Origin of the sequence: Bartonella sp. AP88XZML, assembly GCF_042195565.1 — a bacterium.
Lineage (GTDB): Bacteria > Pseudomonadota > Alphaproteobacteria > Rhizobiales > Rhizobiaceae > Bartonella.
The window spans coordinates 122,273-144,560 of the sequence record NZ_JBHIOQ010000030.1; the positions used below are offsets into that span (position 1 = coordinate 122,273).

15 protein-coding genes and 1 tRNA gene are annotated in these 22,288 nt (G+C 36.2%); 11 read left to right on the forward strand and 5 right to left on the reverse strand.

Going from position 1 to position 22,288, the window contains the following annotated elements:
- The first annotated feature begins 220 nt into the window (after positions 1-220).
- The 8 genes from ssb to ACFIK2_RS03550 all read left to right on the forward strand — a co-directional run bounded on the left by ssb (position 221) and on the right by ACFIK2_RS03550 (position 10,358).
- The gene (ssb, locus tag ACFIK2_RS03515; RefSeq protein WP_375633841.1) at positions 221-727 is read left to right on the forward strand and encodes a single-stranded DNA-binding protein; all 507 of its coding nucleotides are present in this window, start codon (positions 221-223) and stop codon (positions 725-727) included.
- Positions 728-954: 227 nt separating this feature from the next.
- On the forward strand, positions 955-3,738 hold the full coding sequence (gene gyrA, locus ACFIK2_RS03520; protein ID WP_375636823.1) for a DNA gyrase subunit A: 2,784 nt from the start codon (positions 955-957) through the stop codon (positions 3,736-3,738).
- Positions 3,739-3,762: 24 nt separating this feature from the next.
- Entirely contained in the window at positions 3,763-4,269 is a 507-nt protein-coding gene (coaD, locus tag ACFIK2_RS03525) for a pantetheine-phosphate adenylyltransferase (protein ID WP_375633839.1), read from the forward strand.
- Positions 4,270-4,271: 2 nt separating this feature from the next.
- Positions 4,272-4,856, forward strand: coding sequence for a peptidylprolyl isomerase (locus ACFIK2_RS03530; protein WP_375633838.1), 585 nt, complete (start codon positions 4,272-4,274; stop codon positions 4,854-4,856).
- Positions 4,857-4,874: 18 nt separating this feature from the next.
- Entirely contained in the window at positions 4,875-5,387 is a 513-nt protein-coding gene (locus ACFIK2_RS03535; protein ID WP_375611520.1) for a peptidylprolyl isomerase, read from the forward strand.
- Between the two features lie 1,440 nt (positions 5,388-6,827).
- Positions 6,828-7,946, forward strand: coding sequence for a tRNA guanosine(34) transglycosylase Tgt (gene tgt, locus ACFIK2_RS03540; protein WP_375634460.1), 1,119 nt, complete (start codon positions 6,828-6,830; stop codon positions 7,944-7,946).
- Between the two features lie 1,211 nt (positions 7,947-9,157).
- Positions 9,158-10,210 (forward strand): MFS transporter, encoded by a 1,053-nt coding sequence (locus ACFIK2_RS03545; protein ID WP_375676886.1) that lies wholly within the window; start codon positions 9,158-9,160, stop codon positions 10,208-10,210.
- Positions 10,194-10,358 carry a hypothetical protein gene (locus tag ACFIK2_RS03550; protein ID WP_375676887.1) on the forward strand — a complete coding sequence of 55 codons (165 nt, stop codon included), beginning with the start codon at positions 10,194-10,196 and terminating at the stop codon, positions 10,356-10,358. The genes ACFIK2_RS03545 and ACFIK2_RS03550 overlap by 17 nt, the downstream gene beginning before the upstream one ends.
- A 44-nt stretch (positions 10,359-10,402) precedes the next feature.
- On the opposite strand, the gene ACFIK2_RS03555 is transcribed toward ACFIK2_RS03550, so the two are convergent.
- The 3 genes from ACFIK2_RS03555 to ACFIK2_RS03565 all read right to left on the reverse strand — a co-directional run bounded on the left by ACFIK2_RS03555 (position 10,403) and on the right by ACFIK2_RS03565 (position 14,021).
- Entirely contained in the window at positions 10,403-11,830 is a 1,428-nt protein-coding gene (locus tag ACFIK2_RS03555) for an MFS transporter (RefSeq protein WP_375617767.1), read from the reverse strand.
- Between the two features lie 118 nt (positions 11,831-11,948).
- Positions 11,949-13,163 carry an NADP-dependent isocitrate dehydrogenase gene (locus tag ACFIK2_RS03560; RefSeq protein ID WP_375639866.1) on the reverse strand — a complete coding sequence of 405 codons (1,215 nt, stop codon included), beginning with the start codon at positions 13,161-13,163 and terminating at the stop codon, positions 11,949-11,951.
- 783 nt (positions 13,164-13,946) lie between these two features.
- A tRNA-Glu gene (locus tag ACFIK2_RS03565) sits at positions 13,947-14,021 on the reverse strand.
- A gap of 1,255 nt (positions 14,022-15,276) precedes the next feature.
- On the opposite strand from ACFIK2_RS03565, the gene ACFIK2_RS03570 reads away from it, so the two are divergent.
- Together ACFIK2_RS03570 and glpX are read left to right on the forward strand one after the other, a co-directional pair.
- Positions 15,277-16,593: a homoserine dehydrogenase gene (locus ACFIK2_RS03570; RefSeq protein WP_375633188.1), complete on the forward strand. Its 1,317-nt coding sequence runs from the start codon at positions 15,277-15,279 to the stop codon at positions 16,591-16,593.
- 143 nt (positions 16,594-16,736) lie between these two features.
- Positions 16,737-17,723: a class II fructose-bisphosphatase gene (gene glpX, locus ACFIK2_RS03575; protein ID WP_375634464.1), complete on the forward strand. Its 987-nt coding sequence runs from the start codon at positions 16,737-16,739 to the stop codon at positions 17,721-17,723.
- A gap of 105 nt (positions 17,724-17,828) precedes the next feature.
- Here the strand turns inward: glpX and ACFIK2_RS03580 are convergent, their stop codons facing one another.
- Positions 17,829-18,935: a branched-chain amino acid aminotransferase gene (locus ACFIK2_RS03580; RefSeq protein ID WP_375676888.1), complete on the reverse strand. Its 1,107-nt coding sequence runs from the start codon at positions 18,933-18,935 to the stop codon at positions 17,829-17,831.
- A gap of 306 nt (positions 18,936-19,241) precedes the next feature.
- On the opposite strand from ACFIK2_RS03580, the gene ACFIK2_RS03585 reads away from it, so the two are divergent.
- Complete coding sequence (locus tag ACFIK2_RS03585; protein WP_375642999.1) at positions 19,242-19,517, forward strand: hypothetical protein; 276 nt, start codon at positions 19,242-19,244, stop codon at positions 19,515-19,517.
- Positions 19,518-19,694: 177 nt separating this feature from the next.
- On the opposite strand, the gene ACFIK2_RS03590 is transcribed toward ACFIK2_RS03585, so the two are convergent.
- Positions 19,695-22,211 (reverse strand): SPOR domain-containing protein, encoded by a 2,517-nt coding sequence (locus ACFIK2_RS03590; RefSeq protein ID WP_375676889.1) that lies wholly within the window; start codon positions 22,209-22,211, stop codon positions 19,695-19,697.
- Positions 22,212-22,288: the final 77 nt, after the last annotated feature.

Genomic DNA, 22,288 nt, shown 5'->3' on the forward strand with positions numbered 1-22,288 from the left:
GTGAAAAGAAAAATACAAATGAGCAGCTTTTTATTCTCTTGTGGTGGAATAAACTATGCGTCTTTATCATCTTTTGTTATAATTACACGGATACAATATTGGGAAAGGATAGCAATATCCATATTGAAGGTCAATTGCAGACATGTAAATTGAAGGTCGAGATGGTTATAACTGTTATAAAACAGAGTATTTTACGAATTAAAATTTTGGAGTTTATGCGATGGCTGGTAGCCTTAATAAAGTTATTCTGATTGGTAATCTTGGTGCGGATCCTGAAATCCGCCGTTTGAATTCTGGTGACCAAGTGGCAAATTTACGTATTGCTACTTCAGAAAGTTGGCGTGATAGGAATACAAATGAGCGAAAAGAACGCACTGAGTGGCATAATATTGTTATTTTTAATGAAAACCTTGTCAAAGTTGCAGAGCAATATTTAAAAAAAGGCAGCAAAATTTACATTGAGGGGCAGTTACAGACAAGAAAATGGCAAGATCAAAATGGAAATGACCGTTATACAACAGAGGTTGTTTTGCAAAAGTACCGTGGCGAATTACAAATGCTTGATGGGCGGGGAGCCGCGGGCGGGGAGCAAGGAGCAAGTCAAGGGGGGAGTTATAGTGGTGGCTTTGCCGATAGTAACTCAAATCAGAGAAATACGTTTGGTCAAAATAATAATCAATTGGGAGAAAATTTTTCACACAAATTAGATGATGACGTACCTTTTTAAGAGTCTTTATTTGTCGTATTACGATTACTTTATGATTTGTTTGTTTCAGATTTTTGAAGTTTAGCGAAGTGAAAATTGTTGATTATTATTGGTAATTTTAACATAAATTAATAACATATTGAAAAATATTGTTAAATGACTTTTTGTCATGGGGGAGAAATTAGCATTTTGGTGTATTTTTCGATATAAATAAAGTGAAATGATTCTTTTTTGAAAGTTTTAAAATTGTGACCGATCTTACTCCACACCCAGAACGTGATGTGCTAACAGGTATTGAACCAATCAGTATTATTGATGAAATGCAACGCTCCTATCTCGATTATGCGATGAGCGTGATTGTTTCACGTGCACTCCCTGATGTTCGTGATGGTCTTAAGCCTGTTCATCGACGTATCCTTTATGCTATGAATGAGATGGGGCTTTCTTTTAATAAGTCATATCGTAAATCTGCTGGTGTTGTTGGTGAGGTTATGGGGAAATTCCATCCCCATGGTGATGCTTCAATTTATGATGCTTTAGTGCGTATGGCGCAGGACTTTTCTTTAAGAAATCCATTGATTGATGGTCAGGGAAATTTTGGTTCCGTTGATGGTGATCCACCCGCGGCTATGCGCTATACTGAGTGTCGTTTAGAAAAAGTTTCAGAAGAACTTTTAGCTGATATTGATAAAGATACTGTTGATTTTCAGGATAATTACGATGGGCGTGAGCGTGAACCGGTTGTCTTGCCAGCGCGTTTTCCCAATCTTTTGGTTAATGGGTCAGGGGGGATTGCTGTGGGAATGGCAACCAATATTCCTCCCCATAATCTTGGTGAAGTCGTTGATGGTTGTATCGCTTTGATTGATAATCCCGATATCACACTCGATAAAATAATTGAAATTATTCCTGGTCCGGATTTTCCTACAGGGGGTATTATCCTTGGCCACTCTGGTGTTCGTGCAGCTTATGAAACAGGGCGTGGCTCAATCATTATGCGTGCTAAAGTTGAGATCGAAGAAATTCGCAGTGGTCGACAAGCAATTATTGTGAGTGAGATCCCTTATCAAGTTAATAAGGCAACAATGATTGAGAAAATGGCTGAATTGGTGCGCGATAAACGCATTGAGGGAATCTCTGATTTGCGTGACGAATCTGATCGTGATGGATATCGCGTTGTTATTGAGCTGAAGAAAGATGTTGTTGCGGAAGTTGTTTTAAACCAATTATATCGGTATACGCCGCTACAAACTTCCTTTGGTTGTAATATGGTTGCTTTGAATGGGGGAAAACCCGAACAGATGACGTTGCTTGATATGCTTCGTGCATTTGTTTCTTTTCGGGAAGAAGTTGTCAGTCGGCGAACAAAATATCTTTTGCGTAAAGCGCGTGAGCGAGCACATGTTTTGGTTGGTCTTGCCCTTGCTGTTGCCAATATTGATGAAATTATAGCGCTTATTCGCAAAGCTCCTGATCCGCAGACAGCACGTGCACAGTTAATGGAGCGACGCTGGCCAGCAATGGATGTCGCGCCTTTGATTAAACTTATTGATGATCCTCGTCATATTATTCATGAGGATGGTACTTATAATCTCTCTGAAGAACAGGCGCGTGCTATTTTAGAATTGCGTTTGCAACGATTGACAGCCCTTGGGCGTGATGAAATCGCTGATGAATTGAATAAAATTGGTGTGGATATTGCTGACTATCTTGAGATCTTGGCATCACGTGTACGCATTATGTGTATTGTTAAGGATGAGTTGAGTGCTCTTCGTGAGGAATTTGCAACGCCGCGACGTACCGTATTTGGTTTTGGTAGCGCTGAGATGGAGAGTGAAGATCTGATCGCATCAGAGGATATGGTGGTAACGGTAAGCCATAGTGGCTATATTAAGCGTGTGCCTCTTAATACCTATCGTGCACAGCGACGTGGTGGTAAGGGGCGTTCTGGTATGTCCACGAAGGATGAGGATTTTGTAACGCGGTTGTTTGTTGCCAATACGCATACTCCGGTTCTTTTCTTTTCATCACGTGGGATTGTTTATAAGGAAAAAGTTTGGCGACTGCCGCTGGGGACACCCCAATCGCGTGGGCGGGCTTTGATCAATATGCTTCCCTTACAACAAGGTGAGCGTATTACAACGATTATGCCTTTGCCTGAAGATGAAGCGAGCTGGAGTGCATTAGATATTATGTTCGCGACAACACGTGGAACTGTGCGTCGTAATAAATTATCAGATTTCGTTCAGGTTAATCGTAATGGTAAAATTGCGATGAAACTTGATGAAGAAGATGAAATTCTTTCTGTTGAAACCTGTACAGAACATGATGATGTTGTTCTAACAACAGCCAATGGACAATGTATCCGTTTTCCAGTTGTTGATGTTCGGGTCTTTGCTGGGCGTAATTCTGTGGGAGTTCGTGGTATCAATTTAGCTAAAGGCGATAAAGTCATTTCGATGACAATTTTAGAGCATGTCGAGGCGACGTCCATTGAGCGTTCTGCTTATATTAAACGTGTAATGAATGAACGGCGTGCTTCTGGTACAGATGCTGATATTGAAGATATTATAACTCTTGATGAGGAAGATGGGGGTGCTGAAACAGAGTTAACAGATGAACGTTATGCAGAACTTCATGCACGTGAACAAATGCTTTTGACGGTGAGTGAGTTTGGTTATGGTAAACGCTCTTCTTCCTATGAGTTCCGGATTTCGGGACGTGGCGGAAAAGGGATTCGCGCAACAGATCCATCTAAAACAGCTGAAATTGGTAAATTAGTAGCGGCTTTTCCGGTGAAGGCGCAAGATCAAATTATGTTGGTATCAGATGGGGGGCAGCTTATTCGTGTCCCTATTGAGGGAATTCGTACTGCTGGGCGCTCAACTAAGGGCGTTACGATTTTTAATACAGCTGAAGGTGAAAGAGTCGTATCGGTTGAACGTATTTCTGAACCTGAAGATGATACGAGTTCATTAGATGATGAAAGTGTGAAGCATTCTGATACGATTGATATGAGCGAAGAAAAATAATTTTGAAGAGGAAGGAGTAAAATCATGAAAATTGCTCTTTACGCAGGTTCATTTGATCCTCTTACAAATGGTCATCTTGATGTTTTGAAAGGGTGTTTTGTGTTAGCTGATAAGGTGGTCGTCGCTATAGGGATACAGGCTGACAAAAAAACACTCTTTAGCTTCGAAGAGCGTGTTGATTTCATTACGCAGGTCGGGAAGGACTTATTTGGTGCAGATTCTAATCGATTGCAGGTTCTTTCATTTAGTAACCTTCTCATTGAAAAGGCGCGTGAAGTTGGTGCTTCATTTCTCGTTCGTGGATTGCGTGATGGTACTGATCTTGATTATGAAATGCAAATGGCAGGGATGAATGGCATTCTAGCTCCTGAATTGCAAACTGTTTTTTTGCCGGCAAGTGTTTCTGGGCGTGCGATAACTTCTACATTGGTACGCCAAATTGCCTCTATGGGAGGTGATGTGACACCATTTGTACCGCCCAATGTTGCACAAGCTTTAAGCTCGAAATACCAATCTTTTAAGGGAGAATAAGTGTGTTTCGTAGAATTTTTGCTGTTTTGATATGTTTTTTTTCATTGTCTGCTGTCGCTGGTAATCCTAGCCCAGCAAGTGATGCAAGCCTTCTTGTTTTATCTCTCAAAGATGGTGATGTTATTATTCGTCTGCGTCCTGATTTGGCGCCAAAACATGTTGCGCAAATCAAAAGATTAACAGAGGAGGGGGCCTATAATAATGTTGTTTTTCATCGTGTAATTTCTAATTTCATGGCGCAAACTGGTGATGTAGAATTTGGAAAAAAAGGCAGTAGAGATTTTGATCTGAAACGCGTTGGTATGGGTGGCTCAAATTATCCTAATATACCGGCAGAGTTTTCAAAACAGTCATTTAAGCGTGGTACAGTTGGGATGGCACGATCACAAGATCCGGATTCCGCGAATTCTCAATTCTTCATTTGTTTTGATGATGCTGCTTTTTTAAACGGTCAGTATACGGTTGTTGGAGAGGTTATAAAGGGGATGGATGTTGTTGATAAAATAAAAAAAGGTACGACAAGTAATAATGGATCTGTAAAAAATCCTGATGTTATTAATGCTGCTACTTTACAAGTTGAGAAATGAATCAAGGGAGCTTTCCATATGGCTGAGAATAAAAATCCAGAGAATACTTTAATTCTTGAAACAACAAAGGGCAGAGTTGTTATTGAGCTTTTTGCTGATTTAGCACCTTGTCATGTTGCACGTATTAAAGAACTGGTACGGGAAGGTGCTTATGATAATGTTATTTTCCATCGCGTTATTGATGGTTTTATGGCGCAAACAGGGGATGTGCAATTTGGAAAGAAGGATAGTGAAAAATTCAATTTATCACGTGCTGGTATGGGGGGGGCAGAAAAACCAAATTTAACAGCAGAGTTTTCAAATCTTTCTCATAAGCGTGGTACAGTTTCTATGGCACGGAGTCAGAATCCAAATTCTGCTAACTCTCAGTTTTTTATTTGTTTTGCAGATGCTCCGTGGCTTGATCGTCAATATTCCATATGGGGGCAGGTTGTTGAAGGTATGGAAAATGTTGATAAAATTAAACGTGGTGAACCTGTTGCAGATCCAGATTCAATTACCAAAGCCATTATTGCTGCAGATGTAGAATAGTATAAACTATACTGATTTCAATTGTAAGTTTCTAAGAAAAAATACTCTTTTCTGATCAATAAAGGCACACGAAACTCTTTTGTAGTATCAGGCTTACCTTTTATAATTTCGAGCTAAGCATTGTCCATATATTTTCTTCAATCGGATCTTCCTGAAGAATATAATGCAAAGGATTTGTACAAACACCTGTCAGAATAAGAAAACGCAAAGTCTGTTGTATTATGGTTGTTGTTTGGCAAAGTGTTTTATAAAAAATTCGGCATTTTTCTTCAATCCATTGTCGGTCTTAATGGTTTTATGATGTTACTTTCTTAAGAGAGCGTGTGCTTTTGTTTCTGCTCGTAAATCAACATCCAATCCTAATGCAGAAGCATATTTGAAACACATATTAAGACGGATAAGAGCTTTACTAGCTCATCCAGTTTTCCTAGTAAGGTGGAAAACCAGCATTTATATATTATCGTAATCTTTAAAATAAGAATTAATCTTAGAAGAATATAATAAAGGCGCAGAAGTGAAACAAATGGCTAGTCTTGCCATCTCCTTTTTAATGCAGCTTTACTTTTTTAAAAGTATCTAATGCAATATCTTTTAAATAATGAAGATTATGCATGGACTTACGCTTTTATTTTTCTCGTTTTTTAATAGAGGAACGCTCCAAATGGAATATACTTAATGTTGCACATTTACGTGTTTTTTAAGAAGCATTTCTCAGTACATATCAACATTCACTTCCATAATGACGTTCGTGGCGTGTATAGTTTTAAAGCTATAAATCTATTATGCACCACCATCTTTAAAGCTTGTGAAGGAGCAAGAGGGGGACATCATACGCTTTTTCAGCCTCTAATGTTACGATAGAGCTTTTGATATTTGAGAATCTTTACAAAAAGCATTTTTAGTTTTTTTAAGTGTTTTTACACGTTAATTCCTTTTGTGAATTATCTCAAGTGCCAAGAGCTATCTCAATATTGTAAGGGGATAAATGATTATGCTCATTTGCGCTTTTATTAAGCGTGGGGATCGCCGTGCTCAGCAGATGAAAAATTTTTATCTGTAAAAGTAAACAATATTGTAGGCTGTACAATGCGTTCAGAATTTTCTTCTATGCGTACAAAGTTATTGCTTATGGAAGTATGTTAAGATGAGATTATTGTGATAATAATTTTGTAGTTCTATTAAGGCTTTAGTGCGTTAAGCGTAGGTATTTTGAGGTATGATATTATAAGGATTTTACTATTTTTCTGGAGCTAGATTATTACTTTTATTATGGTGATTTCTTAACAAGAAATGTTCTTTTATCTCGTTTAATTTTTTATGCTGGTTACAATATTGAGCGAATCAAAAATTAATTCATAAAGCTTATGACAATGCTCGTAAGGGGATATCTTTTTTCTTTCTATAGAGATATGCAGTGATGGAATCAAAAAGACGAGAGTTATGATAAAGACATTTCATTATAGAAAAATTGCTCAAGATGGGTATGCACGTCGAGGCGAAATTATAACGGGGCGAGGATGTGTTCGTACACCTGCATTTATGCCTGTTGGAACGGCAGGAACCGTTAAGGCTATGTATATGGATCAGATACGTGATCTTGGTGCAGATATCATTTTAGGGAATACTTATCATTTAATGTTACGTCCAGGAGCTGAACGTGTTGCGCGTTTGGGAGGATTACATGAATTTTCACGCTGGAGCGGACCTATTTTAACCGATTCTGGTGGCTTTCAGGTTATGTCATTGGCGGGAATCCGTAAAATTACTGAACAAGGTGTGATTTTTCGCTCTTACATTAATGGAGCTTACTATGAAATGAGTCCAGAGCGTTCTATCGAAATTCAAGAACTTCTTGGTGCAGATATCCAGATGCAGTTGGATCAATGTATTGCGTTACCTGCAACTGAAAAAGAAATGGAAAAAGCTATGGAACTTTCATTGCGGTGGGCGCAGCGTTGTAAAACAGCTTTTGGAGATCAGCCCAATAAAGCATTGTTTGGTATTGTTCAAGGTGGTGATAATATGAAACTACGTGAACGTTCTGCTCAAGCATTAAAAGAAATGGATTTAAAAGGTTACGCTATTGGAGGGCTTGCTGTTGGTGAGCCGCAGAGTGTTATGACAGCAGTATTGGATACTACTTGTCCGATTTTACCAGAGGATAAACCACGCTATCTTATGGGGGTAGGGACACCTGATGATATTTTACAAAGTGTTGCTCGTGGTGTTGATATGTTTGATTGTGTTATGCCGACGCGTGCAGGACGTCATGGTTTAGCTTTTACCCGCTTTGGTAGAATTAATTTGCGTAATGCGCGTTATGCAGAAGATCCACATCCTCTTGATCCGCAGTCACTTTGTCCAGCAGCACATGATTATAGTTGTGCTTATTTGCATCATTTGATTAAATCTGGTGAATCTCTTGGGGGGATGTTGTTGACTTGGAATAATCTTTTTTATTATCAACAACTGATGCAGGGAATTCGTGATGCCATTGAAGAAGGCTGTTATGCTGATTTTTGCGCTGAAACGCGCGCTCTATGGGCACAAGGACGCTAAAATATTAATCGTAATATAGCGTTTCATTTTTTTATTGAATTTATTCTTGCATTTACAAATTTAGCTAAAAATATGAAATTAGAAACACCTTCCAAAATTATAAATTCCACTATCCTAAGATATAGAAGTGCGGTTTTATAGGGCATATATTCTTTTTCTAATTACTATATAAAACAGAAACTGTTACTCCGGTACGCGCTACCTGATCCGGAGAAAAACAGTTTATTTCTGTTTCTGATGACTGTTTAAAGCAACAATGTTAATGAGGCGTTAGCGAACTCTTAAAGAAGTATGAAAATTTTATTTTTATGAGATAATTTGTGTTTTTTATTACTAAAGGTAAAGAATAGGTTATATACAATCGAATAGATAAATTTTTAGAAAATTAAAAGAAAACTAAAATAAGATTACAACATTTTAAATATTATAATTATATATTTTATGTCATAAAAAATTAAATATTAATCACGATAATTAGCACATTTATAAAATATCGATGAATATATTGAGATAAAAATTATTATATTTGTTTTATGCTCTGTTTATAGAATTTATCTGAAAATAAGTACAATATATTTACGTGAATATTTTAATTTAAAGATAATGAGTTAGATATCTGATGCGATTCCTCTGTTAGAGGAGGGAGGGGTAAAGATGCCTAAAAGAGGATATTTAATAAATCTAGAAACCAAGTACTATTATCATGAGAATTTTTAAAAGAATCTATAATAATTTATAAGAATGGCGTAAAGTTGAAATTATAGCTTATCGATTTGGAGGATCTGCATTCAGGTAGCAAAAACAAAGAAACAATAAGTTTTGGAGAAGTTTAATCCTTATATCAAGATAATAATGAGATGTGGTTCACTTGTTTGAAGTGCATTATTCGACAAATTTTAGAATTATTTATAGGGTATAGTATATAGTTGCAAAAAAAGGTTTCACTGTAAAATTGGAACTGCTGAAAATAGGAGACAAAGTTTATTATTTGGCAGATCTGATAAAAATAGGTGAATACGTTTATAACCTTGAGGGTTTCAAAGATTTTCCATTAAAGAATCTTACCTAAAGCTTCATAAAATGCTTTATATATCAAAATATTTCTAAAACTTCATTGGGGACTATTGGGCATGCGTATAACAATGTTTTGAATTTTTGTTTGTGTGTATTACAGATATCTACAGTTAAAACTCCTATCCAGAAGTGATGATATGAGGGATTCTTATAAACAAAAGGTTCTTGCATTGGAAATTGATTCGAGAATACGGCGTTTAATAATTTTAGCTCTTGCCGTGGGGAGTTTTGCTATTGGTACTGCAGAGTTTGTTGCAATGGGGCTACTGCCAGAGATAGCACGAAGTTCATATGTTGATATTCCTACCGCTGGTCAATATATTTCTGCTTATGCATTAGGAGTTGTGATTGGAGCACCTCTTTTAGCTGTGGCAACAGCTCAGGTATCACGCAAAACTGTTTTGATAGGATTGATGCTTTTTTATGCTTTAGCAAATATTGCTAGTGCCTTTGTTTCTGATTTTAGCATATTAGTAGTATTACGCTTTCTCAGTGGACTTCCCCATGGAATCTATTTTGGACTTGCGGCTATGGTTGCCTCTTCAATGGTAGAAATGAAAGAACGTTCTAAAGCTGTTGGATATGTTATGCTTGGCTTAACAATTGCAACCGTTTTGGGAGCACCCAGTGCTACTTGGATTGGTCAACTTATTGGTTGGCAGATTGCTTTTGTCCTTGTGGGTATGATTGCTTTATTATGTTGTTTGCTTATTTGGAATTTTTTACCTTGTGATTTAAGTTTTCCAAAAACGAATCCTTTGCACGAAATGGGTGCATTAAAGCAAAAGCAGGTGTGGCTTCTTTTGTTGATGGTTTCGGTGGGAGCGTCAGGATTATTTTCTGTTTTTACTTATATCAAGCCAACGTTAATGCATATTTCTGGTGTTTCACTTGAGTTGGTACCATTTATCATGCCGTTAGTTGGATTGGGTATGGTGGTAGGAAATCTCTTGGGGCCTAAATTGGCCGTTAAAATTGGTATTTCGCCGATGATATTTTTGTCTATGCTTTGGAGCGTATTTGTTTTTTTTTGTTTTTTTCTTTTTATCCTATGCTCCGTTAACAGCGGCAATAGGATGCTTTTTTGTTGGAACTTCTTTTGCTGCTATGCCTTCTATACAAACAAAAATTATGGATGTTGCACTACAGGGACAGATTTTGGCAGGAGCATTAATGCAGTCTGCTTTTAATATTGCCAACGCTCTTGGTGCAGAATCTGGAGCATTAGTTTTAAAATTGGGTTATAATTATGAATATACAGCTGTTTTAGGAAGTGTTCTAACTTTGTGTGGATTAATGGTTTTTTGCGTCTCATGGTATATGGAAAAGCATGCTTAATATTTTTCATTTTTAAAATGAAGAAGGAATTTTTATATTTATTTTTAGTTATTGGAATGTCCTGTTGGGTTTTTTAATATGCAGTAAGAAATGCGCAGTGCTAATGGAATAGCAAGACAAAATAAAAGACCCATGAGCACTATAAGAAGAGTTTTTGCTGCTAAGATCATTCCTATTGTTCCTCCAGGATTAAAGAGACCAGCAAGATTGGTGATGACTCCTGCTAGAGTTGCACTTAAGGCCGCTGAAAATAGTTGTACAGAGGTAAGGGATTCACTGGCACGGAGAGCATCTTCATCATTTGCACATTGTAAGATCCTTGTGAGCAAATGTGGCCATGCTATGCCCGCACTGATTCCAATAGAAAACAGTGCTAAGCAAATAATAAAAATATATTTAAGCGCGGAAACTTCTGTTGGGATGAGCCATAAAAGAATCACTATGCCTAACAGTTTTAATAGGGGCGAGTATACAATGATGTTGCGAATTTTTTTTGTGGAGACACCAGCACTTGAGATGGCTCCACATGTCCACCCTAGGCTCATAAGTGCTGCTATATAACCAGCAATAAGTGGAGCTTGCCCATGAAGCTCTTGAAGAAAAAGTGGAAAATAAAGTTCTATACTGTATACGACTGTTGTCATAACAAGTATCAATGCGTAAACAGAAAAGATTTCAGAAGAGAAAGAAAAGGATTTGCGGGGCAACATAGGATGAGGGGTAGATGATTCGATTTTTGCTAGAACAAAGAGAAGACTAAGTCCGATAACTAATCCGCAAATTTTTGCTATTGTAGACTCCATAGCCCCTCCAACAGAAATAATAAAAATCAATAAGGTGAGTATGAAAAGCTGGAGAAGAGGAAGAGGGGGTGTTGGAACATCGTTTTCATTCTTTTTTGGTAAAAATTTAAAGGCGATGAGTGAGAAAAATATAGCTAATACGCCAATGACCAAAAAGGATGCTCGCCATAGGCCATAATATACAGAAAGCCCCCCGATTGCTGGTCCTAACAAGGTTGATATTCCCCACATTCCAGAGATAATACTTAATGCATGTGACCATAAAGATGGGCTGAAAACAATCCGTACCATGGAATAGGATAGGGATAACAAAGAACCACTTCCAAATCCTTGAATAAAGCGTCCTATTAAAAACAATGGCATAGATGAAGAAATGCTGCACATAAAAGTGCCTAGGGTGAAGATAAGTCCAGAAATAACATACGCATTGCGAGGACCTAATTTCCCTAATATTTTTGTTGCAAGTGAAGTACCCACGAGTGAAGCTGTAATAAAGACAGTAGCTACCCAAGAATAATATATTTCACTCCCAATATGATTCATAAGAGAGGGTAAAATAGTAATAACAATATAAACGTTGGTGGCGTGTAACACAACTCCACCTGTAAACGTTAAAAAGCAAAGACCATTTTTACCCAATAAAAGCGCAGACCAGCCCTGTTTTTTCACTGTTTTTTGCTATTTAATAAAAATTTATCCTCTTTTTACTTATAAGGTACTTCTTTGAATTTGCCAAGAGAAATTCAAAGCTCTGTTTAGAGCTTTGAATTTTAATTTAAGTAATAACTTAATTGCCCATTGCTTTTTTGAGATTCTCATCAATTTTATCGAGGAAACCTGTTGTAGAAAGCCACTTTTGTTTAGGCCCAATCAAAAGTGCGAGATCTTTAGTCATAAAACCTTCTTCGACGGTTTTAATACAAACTTCTTCCAATGTCGTGGAAAAGTTTTTTAACTTCTCATTGTTATCTAGTTTAGCACGGTGCGCTAGTCCACGCGTCCATGCAAAAATAGATGCAATAGAGTTCGTTGATGTTTCTTCATTCTTTTGATGCTGACGATAATGGCGTGTTACAGTGCCGTGTGCTGCCTCTGCTTCAACAATTTTACCGTCAGGTGTCATAAGAACAGAAGTCATGAGACCGAGAGAACCAAAGCCTTGGGCAACAATATCAGATTGAACATCACCATCATAGTTTTTACATGCCCATACATAGCCTCCTGACCATTTAATTGCAGAAGCAACCATATCATCAATGAGGCGGTGTTCGTAATATAATTTACGATTTTCAAATTCAGTTTTAAATTCCGTATCAAATATTTCTTGAAAGATATCTTTAAAACGACCATCGTAAGTTTTTAGAATGGTATTTTTTGTTGAAAGATAAACTGGGACATTCCTTTGTAGTCCATAATTAAAGGATGCTCGAGCAAAATCACGAATTGACTCATCAAGGTTATACATAGCCATAGCAACCCCTGCGCTTGGGGCATCAAAAACATCATGTTCAATAACTTGATTGTCATCACCTACAAATTTAATACTTAATTTCCCTTTTCCTGGAAATTTAAAATCTGTTGCCTTGTACTGATCACCAAAAGCGTGACGTCCAATAATAATTGGCTTTGTCCAGTTAGGAACAAGGCGAGGGACATTTTTACAGATAATGGGTTCGCGAAAAATGACTCCTCCTAAAATATTGCGGATTGTGCCATTAGGTGATTTCCACATTTTTTTTAGGTTAAATTCTTTAACGCGTGCCTCATCAGGTGTGATGGTTGCACATTTTATACCAACCCCATATTTTTTGATAGCATTGGCAGAATCGATAGTGACCTGATCATTGGTTGCATCACGATTTTCGACGGAAAGATCATAATATTTGAGATCAATGTTGAGATAGGGATGGATTAATTTATCTTTGATATATTTCCAGATGATACGGGTCATCTCATCCCCATCAAGTTCAACAACGGGGTTTTCTACTTTGATCTTTGCCATTAGAAGTCCTTTTTTTAAGCGATACTACTTTATAGCACTTTCAAGTTTATAATGAAAAGTAAAAATAAGGGAAAAAAGCACTCAAATATGATCTTTTAGAATCTATGATCAATAGAGTGTAAATTTTGTTGGAGGGTTTAATTTTTGAAAAGAAGTGATGTGTTTGCAAATCTATAATTATTCTATGATTGATGAAGAATCTGTTTAATAGATAAGGTAGTTAGATCACTGGGGGTCAAGGATTATGCATTTTTATTATCAGAGTTTCCATTTAATAAGTTGATTGTATTCTAAATTATAGTTTCTTGATTTGTTGTGTTAGGTGAATAAGAATCTATTTTTATATCGCATTTCAATTCTAAGATTACGGTCTGTTTGTTTATAGAAAAGTTTAATGTGAAAAGGCACCGTAATTAAAAATGCTTCATATAAGATGTGTTTTGGGGTGAATTTTAGTTTTGAAGGTTGGAAGAAACGTATAAATGATGTGGCTGGTTTTAATTTAAAAATTAACGGTATACGCAAGAATATGGCTTATAAACTCACCGGATCACGAGCTAGAACCTTCTAATTTTTATATTTTATCGATTTTTATTGTTATTAACTTTGCGCAGTAAAACACTATCTTCGAAATGCAACAAAGAAATCAATTATCTAATGATTCTTGTATCTTTTTTACGAAGAGATCCCTTTAAAAATCTTATTCCCTCGTTTTTATTTATGCATTCCTCATTTTTAAGAATACGAATAAAATGAATGTATTACACATAGAAAAAAGAATTATGGTACGCCCAAGGGGAATCGAACCCCTGTTTCCGCCGTGAAAGGGCGATGTCCTAACCGCTAGACGATGGGCGCAAACCATTGATGAGGCTTATAGAGAGGATCTTTTTACTTCGCAAGCCCTCTGTGTCATTTTTTTTGAAAAAAGTGTGTTTTATTGAATAATTTTTGAGCAATTCCTGTTTGGATTGTTTCTTTTCATTTTGACTAGTAGGCAAAAATGATCAAAACATTATTTTAAGTGTGTTTATTTTTTGCATATTTTATCGTTTGTTATCTTTGCTTGTATATGAGAATATTATTTAACTTGCTAGAAAGAGCCTTTATACAGAAGATTTCTCATTTGAGCTTATCATAAAGCAAAAAACTGTATAATTTATGGAAGTATAAAACAAATATTTATTACCAAATTAGCAAATAATACCAATCATACAAAAGTTTTTTTAGGCATAAACCATAGATTAATTTTATTTTAAAAAATATAAATGGATTCTGTATGATGAAAATAAAAATATTAAAGCAATTATTTACAGAATATATTAAAAATATTTTTCTTATCTTTACTTTTACATGTTTATAAGGAATTTAAAATTAAAACCCCTTCATTTGTTCCCTCACATGTTGAGAAGGTTATTTATTTGAAAATGAATTAGCATGGGTAAAGGGTAGATTGAGATTTTTGTCATTTCAATTCGCTAGTTTTTCAAAGAGGTGGCAGTAAGTTTAGGTAAAATATTTGAGTTTTGCAAATTTATTCTCCATATTTATAATATTTCAGAATTATGGTGTGCACATATTAAGTCTTGTTTTTTACTTTAATGTAAGGTTCTATTTTGATATATAAGTGCATTAAGATTTTTGCATTAAAGATTTATATTTCAAACTATGGAATGGTAGGAAGAAATGTGTTATTATTTACTGATCTACTTTGTTTTATCCATTCTCTTAATTTTTCATATGAAAGAATGTTTTTTGTTCCGTATTTGTTAATTTAGAAGAGATGTTTTTATTCTTTCTTACTAAGTCCTTAATATTCTTTAACTTGTTATTGATTATTTTTTAGAACTTTTCTTTATGGCAATTTGCATTTATCAGTTTTACAGATTTTCATTCTGAATTAGATATTTTATAAAGATTCTGAAATCTTTGAAGACAATAAATATTATATTTTTAGGAATGTTGATTGAACAAGCGGGAATAATTCTATTGGAGAACATGAAGTGAATAGAGCGGGGTATTTCTTTTGTTCTTATGGATGTAAGTATTCTTTGTGTTGATTGGCACATCATTTAAACGATTTTTCAGTGAAGAGAGGGATCAGTGGTTAATAATGGCAGAAGCTTTAAAAGTTGGTGTTGCGGGACTTGGTACGGTTGGTACTTCAGTTGTTCGAGCTCTATGTGAAAAAGCGAATAGTTTAGCTTGTCAATGTGGGCGATTCATCAAAGTCGTTGCTGTTAGTGCGCGCGATAAAAGCCGTAATCGTGGAATTGATCTCAGTGATATAAAATGGTTTGATTCACCCGTGGAGTTGGCTGCTTCTGATGAGATTGATGTTTTTGTAGAGTTAATTGGTGGTGAATTGGATGTGGTGTACACCGCTGTTAAGAGAGCGCTTGAGGCGGGACATCATGTTGTAACAGCCAATAAAGCCCTTCTTGCTCGACATGGAGTAGAGCTGGCTATAATTGCAGAAAAAAAAGGAGTTTTTCTTCATTTTGAAGCAGCTGTTGCAGGGGGAATTCCTGTCATCAAAGCGATGAGAGAATCACTTGTCAGTAATCAGATATCGCGAATTTATGGTATTCTCAATGGAACCTGTAATTATATATTAACACGCATGTTTACGGAAGGTCTTTCATTTAAAGATTGTTTAGCAGATGCACAGAGACTTGGATATGCTGAAGCAGATCCAAGTTTTGATATTGAGGGAAATGATACTGCTCATAAATTAGCTTTGTTGACAAGCTTGGCATTTGGAACAGCTGTTTCGTTAGATGATGTTTATGTTGAAGGAATTCATAATATTTCGCAAATTGATATTCGAGCAGCTGATGAATTAGGGTATCGGATTAAGCTTTTAGGAGTTGCATTAAAAACGGATTCTGGAATAGAGCAACGCGTTCATCCAACAATGGTACCAACATCTTCAATGATTGCACAGATAAATGGCGTAACCAATGCTCTTTCTATTCAAAGTGATTTATTAGGTGAATTACTGTTTTCTGGTCCTGGCGCCGGAGGAATGGCAACAGCATCAGCCGTTATTGGTGATTTGGCTGATATAGCAAAAGCGCGTTCTGGTTTTCAGTATGCACCTGTTTTAAGACGTCCAGCATTAGAACTTACTCCTCATAAAAAAGCACGTATTTCGCATCATGCAGGGGGTTATTTTATTCGTTTAAATGTTCATGATCGTACTGGTGTTTTTGCCGCGGTTGCAAGGCATATGGCTGATAATCACATCTCATTGGAGTCGATTGTTCAAAGATCTTTTGTAGAAGATCAAATTGAAAAAACAATTATTTTAATTACGCATGAAACAACAGAGGTGAATGTACGACAGGCACTTGCAGAAATTGAAAAAGATGGACATCTTGTTGCAAAATCTCAATTTATTCGTATTGAGCCTATGGCAGAGAATTGATAACTTTCTTGATAATGACAAAAAGGCAAGCTTGAGTTCTTTTGTTTCTTGTGGAAAATTTTCATCTTTGCCAAAAACTTTATTCTTAGTATTTAATAAGGACTCATATTTTTTCTGGTATTCATTCGGTAGGATTTTTTCATATGCCCACAACTCAGAAGATTTTAAATGGACTTGATCGTATTTTGACGCTTGAATTGGTACGTGTTACTGAACGTGCTGCTGTTGCTGCTGCACGCTGGCGCGGGCGTGGCGATGAAAAAGCTGCGGATCAGGCTGCTGTAGATGCAATGCGGCAGGAACTTAATCGATTGCCTATTGATGGTACAGTGGTGATTGGTGAAGGTGAGCGGGATGAAGCGCCTATGCTTTATATTGGAGAAAAAGTAGGTCTTCAAAGTGGGTTGGCGATCGATATTGCACTTGATCCACTAGAGGGAACAACACTTTGTGCTAAAAATATTGCCAATTCTTTGGCAGTAATTGCAATTGCTGAAAAAGGTAATCTCCTTTACGCTCCTGATGTTTATATGAAAAAAATTGCTATTGGTCCTGGTTATCCAAAGGGAGTAGTAGATATAGATGCTTGTCCTACCGATAATATCCATGCTCTTGCGAAGGCTAAAGGAGTGGCTGTTAATCAGATTGTTGTTTGTATTATGGATAGACCTCGTCATGAAAAATTGGTTAATGAAGTACGTGCAACAGGGGCATCGATTCGCTTGATTGGGGATGGAGATGTTGCTGCTGTTATTGATACAACTGATCCAGAAGAAACAGGTATTGATATCTATATGGGGATTGGGGGAGCACCTGAAGGTGTTTTAGCTTCTGCTGCTTTGCGCTGTATTGGAGGACAGATGCAAGGTCGTTTGCTGCTAGATACAGAAGAGAAAATTGCTCGTGCAGCTAAAATGGGGATTAGTGATCCCAATAAAGCTTATACAATGGAAGAAATGGCAAAGGGTGATGTTTTGTTTGCAGCAACAGGGGTGACAGATGGCAATATGCTTTCTGGTGTTAAATTTACATCTCGTTACATTCAAACGGAAACTCTCATAATGCGCTCCCATACGGGTACAGTCCGTAATATTAAAGCGCAGCATAGAGATCATTCAAAATTTGATTAATGCTTTCTTTTTTCGTCATTAAAAATAGAGGGAGTTTTTCTAGGAAATACGCTTCCATGAATCTATTTTTATGGAAGCGTTTATAGATATGAGAATATCTTATTATTATGAGAGCTGGACAGAATGAACCCAGCCATTTTTATCTTCTATGTTCCCTTTTTGAAGGCCAACCAATTGTGTACGAAGCTGCTTTGTAACTCCTCCAACTGTTTCATTTCCAATAATAAATTCTCCCCCTTTATATTTAAAACGACCAATTGATGTGACAACGGCAGCTGTACCACAAGCAAAGACTTCTTTAAGGTGTCCACTCTTTGCATCTTCTTGAAGTGCTGCAAAAGAATAAGGACGCTCTTCTATTTTTAATCCCATTTGTTGAGCTAACCTTAAGATTGAATCACGAGTTATCCCTGGAAGAATAGTGCCGTTAAGCGCAGGGGTTACAAGTGTACTATCTGCCATAATAAAGCAGACATTCATACCACCAAGTTCTTCAATCCATTTATGTTCAATCATATCAAGAAAGAGTACTTGGCTACAATTATTTTCAGTTGCAGTTTTTTGTGCCAGTAAGCTTGCTGCATAGTTTCCTCCACATTTTGCAGCGCCTGTGCCCCCTGGACCAGCGCGGCTATAATCTGTTTCAATCCATACATTGACAGATTTTTCTTCTCCTTTGAAATAGGATTCAACTGGAGAGGCTATGATACAAAAAAGATATTCTTGAGAAGGGCGGACTCCCAAAAAGTTTTCATTGCCAAACATAAATGGACGGATATAGAGGCTAGCGTTGGGATGATTAGAAACCCATTTTTGATCAATTTTTACTAATTTATGAACGGCATCCAGAAAAATATCTTTTGGCAATTCTGGCATAGCTAAACGCCTCGCTGATTCTATAAAGCGTTGTGCATTGGCATCAGGACGGAAGAGCAAGATGCGCCCATCTTTTGCTCGATATGCTTTTAAACCCTCAAAAATTTCCTGTCCGTAATGTAAAACGGTACTTGCAGGGTTAATTTCTAAAGCTTTGTATTGAGAAATGATGGCATTATGCCAGCCTTTGTCTTCAGTCCATTGAATAGTACACATGTGGTCTGTGAAAAATTGACCAAAACCGGGACTTTTTAAAATTTCTTCACATTTTTCTTCTGACAGAGGAGATGGGTGTTTTTCTATTTTTAAGGGAAGCGACGATATAGGAGATTTCATAAAAAAACCTTTTGAGTATGTTTCATTTTTATTAATAAAAATAATGAGATATTTTGATCACAACTCTATTATTAACAAAACCTTTGTGTCAATGTTTTATTATAAAACACAAAGAGGTTTATTATAGAATTCAAAGGCTATGATAGATATTTTAATTCTACTCTCGCCTCTTTTTCTCAACTTTATGAAGTAAGCTGGAACTTTTTTCTATAATTATCGTTTTCTCAAAATAAGTATCTGAATAATTTCATATATGCATATTGTCTAGAAATTAAAAGGTAAGGGAATTGAGAAAAGGAATCTACTATGATTGATAAAAATTATCGCACATATGAAGAACGTATGGCAGCAGAAAGAAGAGATAGTGAACAACGTGTTTCAATTGCTAAGGGTATTTTTGCTATTCTTCTTGCGGTCGTTATTCTCTGGTTTGTTTTTGGTTTTTTAGGATCTTTTTTTGCAAAATCTCCTGAACATAGTTCGCGTTATAATACTCCAGAAACAAGCCAAAGCGTAACAACGCCCAAAAAAGATTTAAATTCGCTTCCTTCTGTACCTTATACTTATAAGGGTACGGAGTGATTTTTTTATAAATATAATCTTTTAGATAGGACGAAAATCGACGTAGACTAAAGAATAAAGTCAGCGCAAAGACATAAAAAAGAGAGGAACGATTTTAATTTCTGAAGTTTTTTATAAGTAATTAAATGGTATGGAAATAAATAATGCAACGGTTGTTAAAACCGTTGCATTATTGGTTTAGCGCGTGATGAAGCAACTTCCTCCAGAACTTTTAATGGTTTCACAAAGGATTATGGCTTCATTACGGTCTTGTGTTTGAATCCGAACACGGTAATAAGTGCCTTTTCCTGGTATAAAAGCGGGTTGAATATTTAAAGAACGGGCACCGATAAGGAATCCAAATTTAGATTTCATATTTTTTAAAGAACTTCTAGCGAGCTCATGCGTTGGCTGAGATGCAAGTTGTACGTAATAACTTTCTGAATTTTGTGCTGCGACTCTGTTTGGTGATATGGGGCGAGACGCGGCTGGTGTTTCAACTTGTGTATTTCTTTCTGCATGAGAAGGAATAGGGATAAATTTTTCTTCAATATTTGAGCTAGAATTATTTTCTGCGATTATTTTATCAATATTATTTTTAAGATCATGATCTCTTTCTTGGTCGTTTATATCAGAATTATGCGACGAAACAAGGGACGAATCTTGAAGTTCATTAGAAGCTTGATCAATGCTTTCTTCAGATTGAGCAGCAGTTTTGCTGTTTGTTTGATGCGCGGGGGCTAGTGTAACTGTACCATCTTGATTGACAATAACAGTTTGTACTTCTCGCATTGGAATAGTATGATTTATAGCTTCTGTGACTGCATCTTCAACATCAGATTCATTTAAAGACGATGAGGAAATGTTTGAAGATTCTTCAGGGTTTAATTCTTTTAAATTTTCAGGTTGTTCAGAGTTATCAATAAGAAATTGTTGTGTATTTTCTTGTTTCTCATTTTGTTCAGTTGTTTGTTTATAGATATCTAAATTATGTGCAACATCATTTTTCGTTTCAGTTGTTTCTGGTTTGAATTTAAAAGGCGTATTATCAGCGTGGATAATGACCGTTTCTTCATTTTTTTGTGATGGCATAAAAAAATGCGAATAAGCAGAAAACCCAATTCCTATTAAAATAAGTATAAAAATACCTTTAACGAAAGTTTTACTAAAAATAAAACTTTTTAAGGGAGGAGGAGCTGGTGGATGCGTGGGAACCTCATCTGAGCTTGTATATGATGAATTCTCGCTAAAAAGGGGAAAATTATATTCCATATTGTCAGAAGAAAAATAGTCGGAATTTTGTTCTTTAGAGTTTACATAAACACCTTCTTTTGAATTTTGCATAGACTGATGAAAAACTTCACTAAAAACTTCATTTTTCTGTTGTTTTTGAGAAAAATTATCCGTTTGGACATTTCCTACATTAAGTACATCAGCAAATTCTTCTTCTAAACCACCACTAGTTGGCACATCATATTCTGGCGCTTCATACGGGACTTCTGGAACCATAATAGGACCAGTTTTTTCTACGATTTCCTCTGAAAATTTATAAGTATCAACATTGGGAGGGGGAGTATCTCTGTGCGTATAGTTATGGGCAAAAAAGCCATCCGTTTGTTTTGTATTTAAAGAGGGGGATGAGGAAAGAAACTCATCTAAATTATTTTCATTATATGAAATTTCTCTATTTGGGTTAGAGGCACCTTCGGCGTTATTGATGTATTGGGCTCGAGCCTCATCATATATCGGAACTTTTTCGCCATAAGTTTTTTGTTGTGAGGGGTTTTCTGCAAAAAAATGGGGATAATTGGTTGTATGATCTTCTTGTGAAGCCCCCTTTAAATAAGATTGTCTATCAACTGGTGGAGAATCTAAAGGTGAGGAGAAGGTACTTCTTGTTTGATTTCTTGCAGTGTTTTGTCTTTCTGACATAAGATTAGAAGATGAGAAAAACTCATTTGCCTCTGTAGAAGAGGAGACATCAGGATAATCTTTTTTGATCCAATTTTCTTGATCAGCTGAAATTTTATAGGGATGGTTTACAGGAGTGTCATAGAGGTTTTGATTGTCATCATAAGTTTGTTGTATATCCGTAGTTTTAGGCTGTTGTGAATTTGTTTGTGAAAAACGATTAGTTTGTTCAACAGATTCTGGAATCTCTTTCTTATTTTCGCGCCTTTCAGATTTATCAAAAAAGAAATTTTCTGATTCTGATTGTGAAATAAGGTTACTTTTTTTAAGAAACGGATCAGCACTGGTTGCTGTTGTTTTCTCTTGAGGGGATTGATTCTTTGGGATTGGTAATGGAGAAAGCTCATCTAAAATTTGTTCTTCATCATGACTGCTAGGTGAAGAATATTTCTCTTCAGATAAATTATTTTGTTTTGAATGGTTGAAAGAAACAGTTTGTGCAATATCTGAGGCTGTTGCGTTGCTGGTTGCACGCAAGTCCCATTGTTTTTTTTGATCATCAAGCGGTAAGTCATGTGCTAAATTATTTTCAAGTTCCTCTTCTAGAAAGGACAAATCAAAATCATCATCATGGGATGATGTTTCGGGGTGAGATGTTGATCGATCTGTCTGTAAAGAAGATTGCTCATTTTGGTTTCCGCTTTGTTTGTGCGGATTAAAAATGCGCGTAAGCCTTTCCAAAGGATCATGGTGTTCATGATCGTGTTTTGTTTCGTGTAGATTTTTGCGATCGTTATCGCTCATAGCTTTTCTCACATGGTGATTTGCATCTGCGTGCAATCAATGGTTGATTTTGATTTGTTATATTAAAATTATAAATT

Coding starts and splice junctions, on each gene's coding strand:
- ssb (WP_375633841.1), top strand. CDS start 221: ATGGCTGGTAGCCTTAATAAAGTTATTCTGATTGGTAATCTTGGTGCG.
- coaD (WP_375633839.1), top strand. CDS start 3,763: ATGAAAATTGCTCTTTACGCAGGTTCATTTGATCCTCTTACAAATGGT.
- ACFIK2_RS03535 (WP_375611520.1), top strand. CDS start 4,875: ATGGCTGAGAATAAAAATCCAGAGAATACTTTAATTCTTGAAACAACA.
- tgt (WP_375634460.1), top strand. CDS start 6,828: ATGATAAAGACATTTCATTATAGAAAAATTGCTCAAGATGGGTATGCA.
- ACFIK2_RS03545 (WP_375676886.1), top strand. CDS start 9,158: ATGAGGGATTCTTATAAACAAAAGGTTCTTGCATTGGAAATTGATTCG.
- ACFIK2_RS03550 (WP_375676887.1), top strand. CDS start 10,194: ATGCAGTCTGCTTTTAATATTGCCAACGCTCTTGGTGCAGAATCTGGA.
- ACFIK2_RS03560 (WP_375639866.1), bottom strand. CDS start 13,163: ATGGCAAAGATCAAAGTAGAAAACCCCGTTGTTGAACTTGATGGGGAT.
- ACFIK2_RS03570 (WP_375633188.1), top strand. CDS start 15,277: ATGGCAGAAGCTTTAAAAGTTGGTGTTGCGGGACTTGGTACGGTTGGT.
- glpX (WP_375634464.1), top strand. CDS start 16,737: ATGCCCACAACTCAGAAGATTTTAAATGGACTTGATCGTATTTTGACG.
- ACFIK2_RS03580 (WP_375676888.1), bottom strand. CDS start 18,935: ATGAAATCTCCTATATCGTCGCTTCCCTTAAAAATAGAAAAACACCCA.
- ACFIK2_RS03585 (WP_375642999.1), top strand. CDS start 19,242: ATGATTGATAAAAATTATCGCACATATGAAGAACGTATGGCAGCAGAA.
- ACFIK2_RS03590 (WP_375676889.1), bottom strand. CDS start 22,211: ATGAGCGATAACGATCGCAAAAATCTACACGAAACAAAACACGATCAT.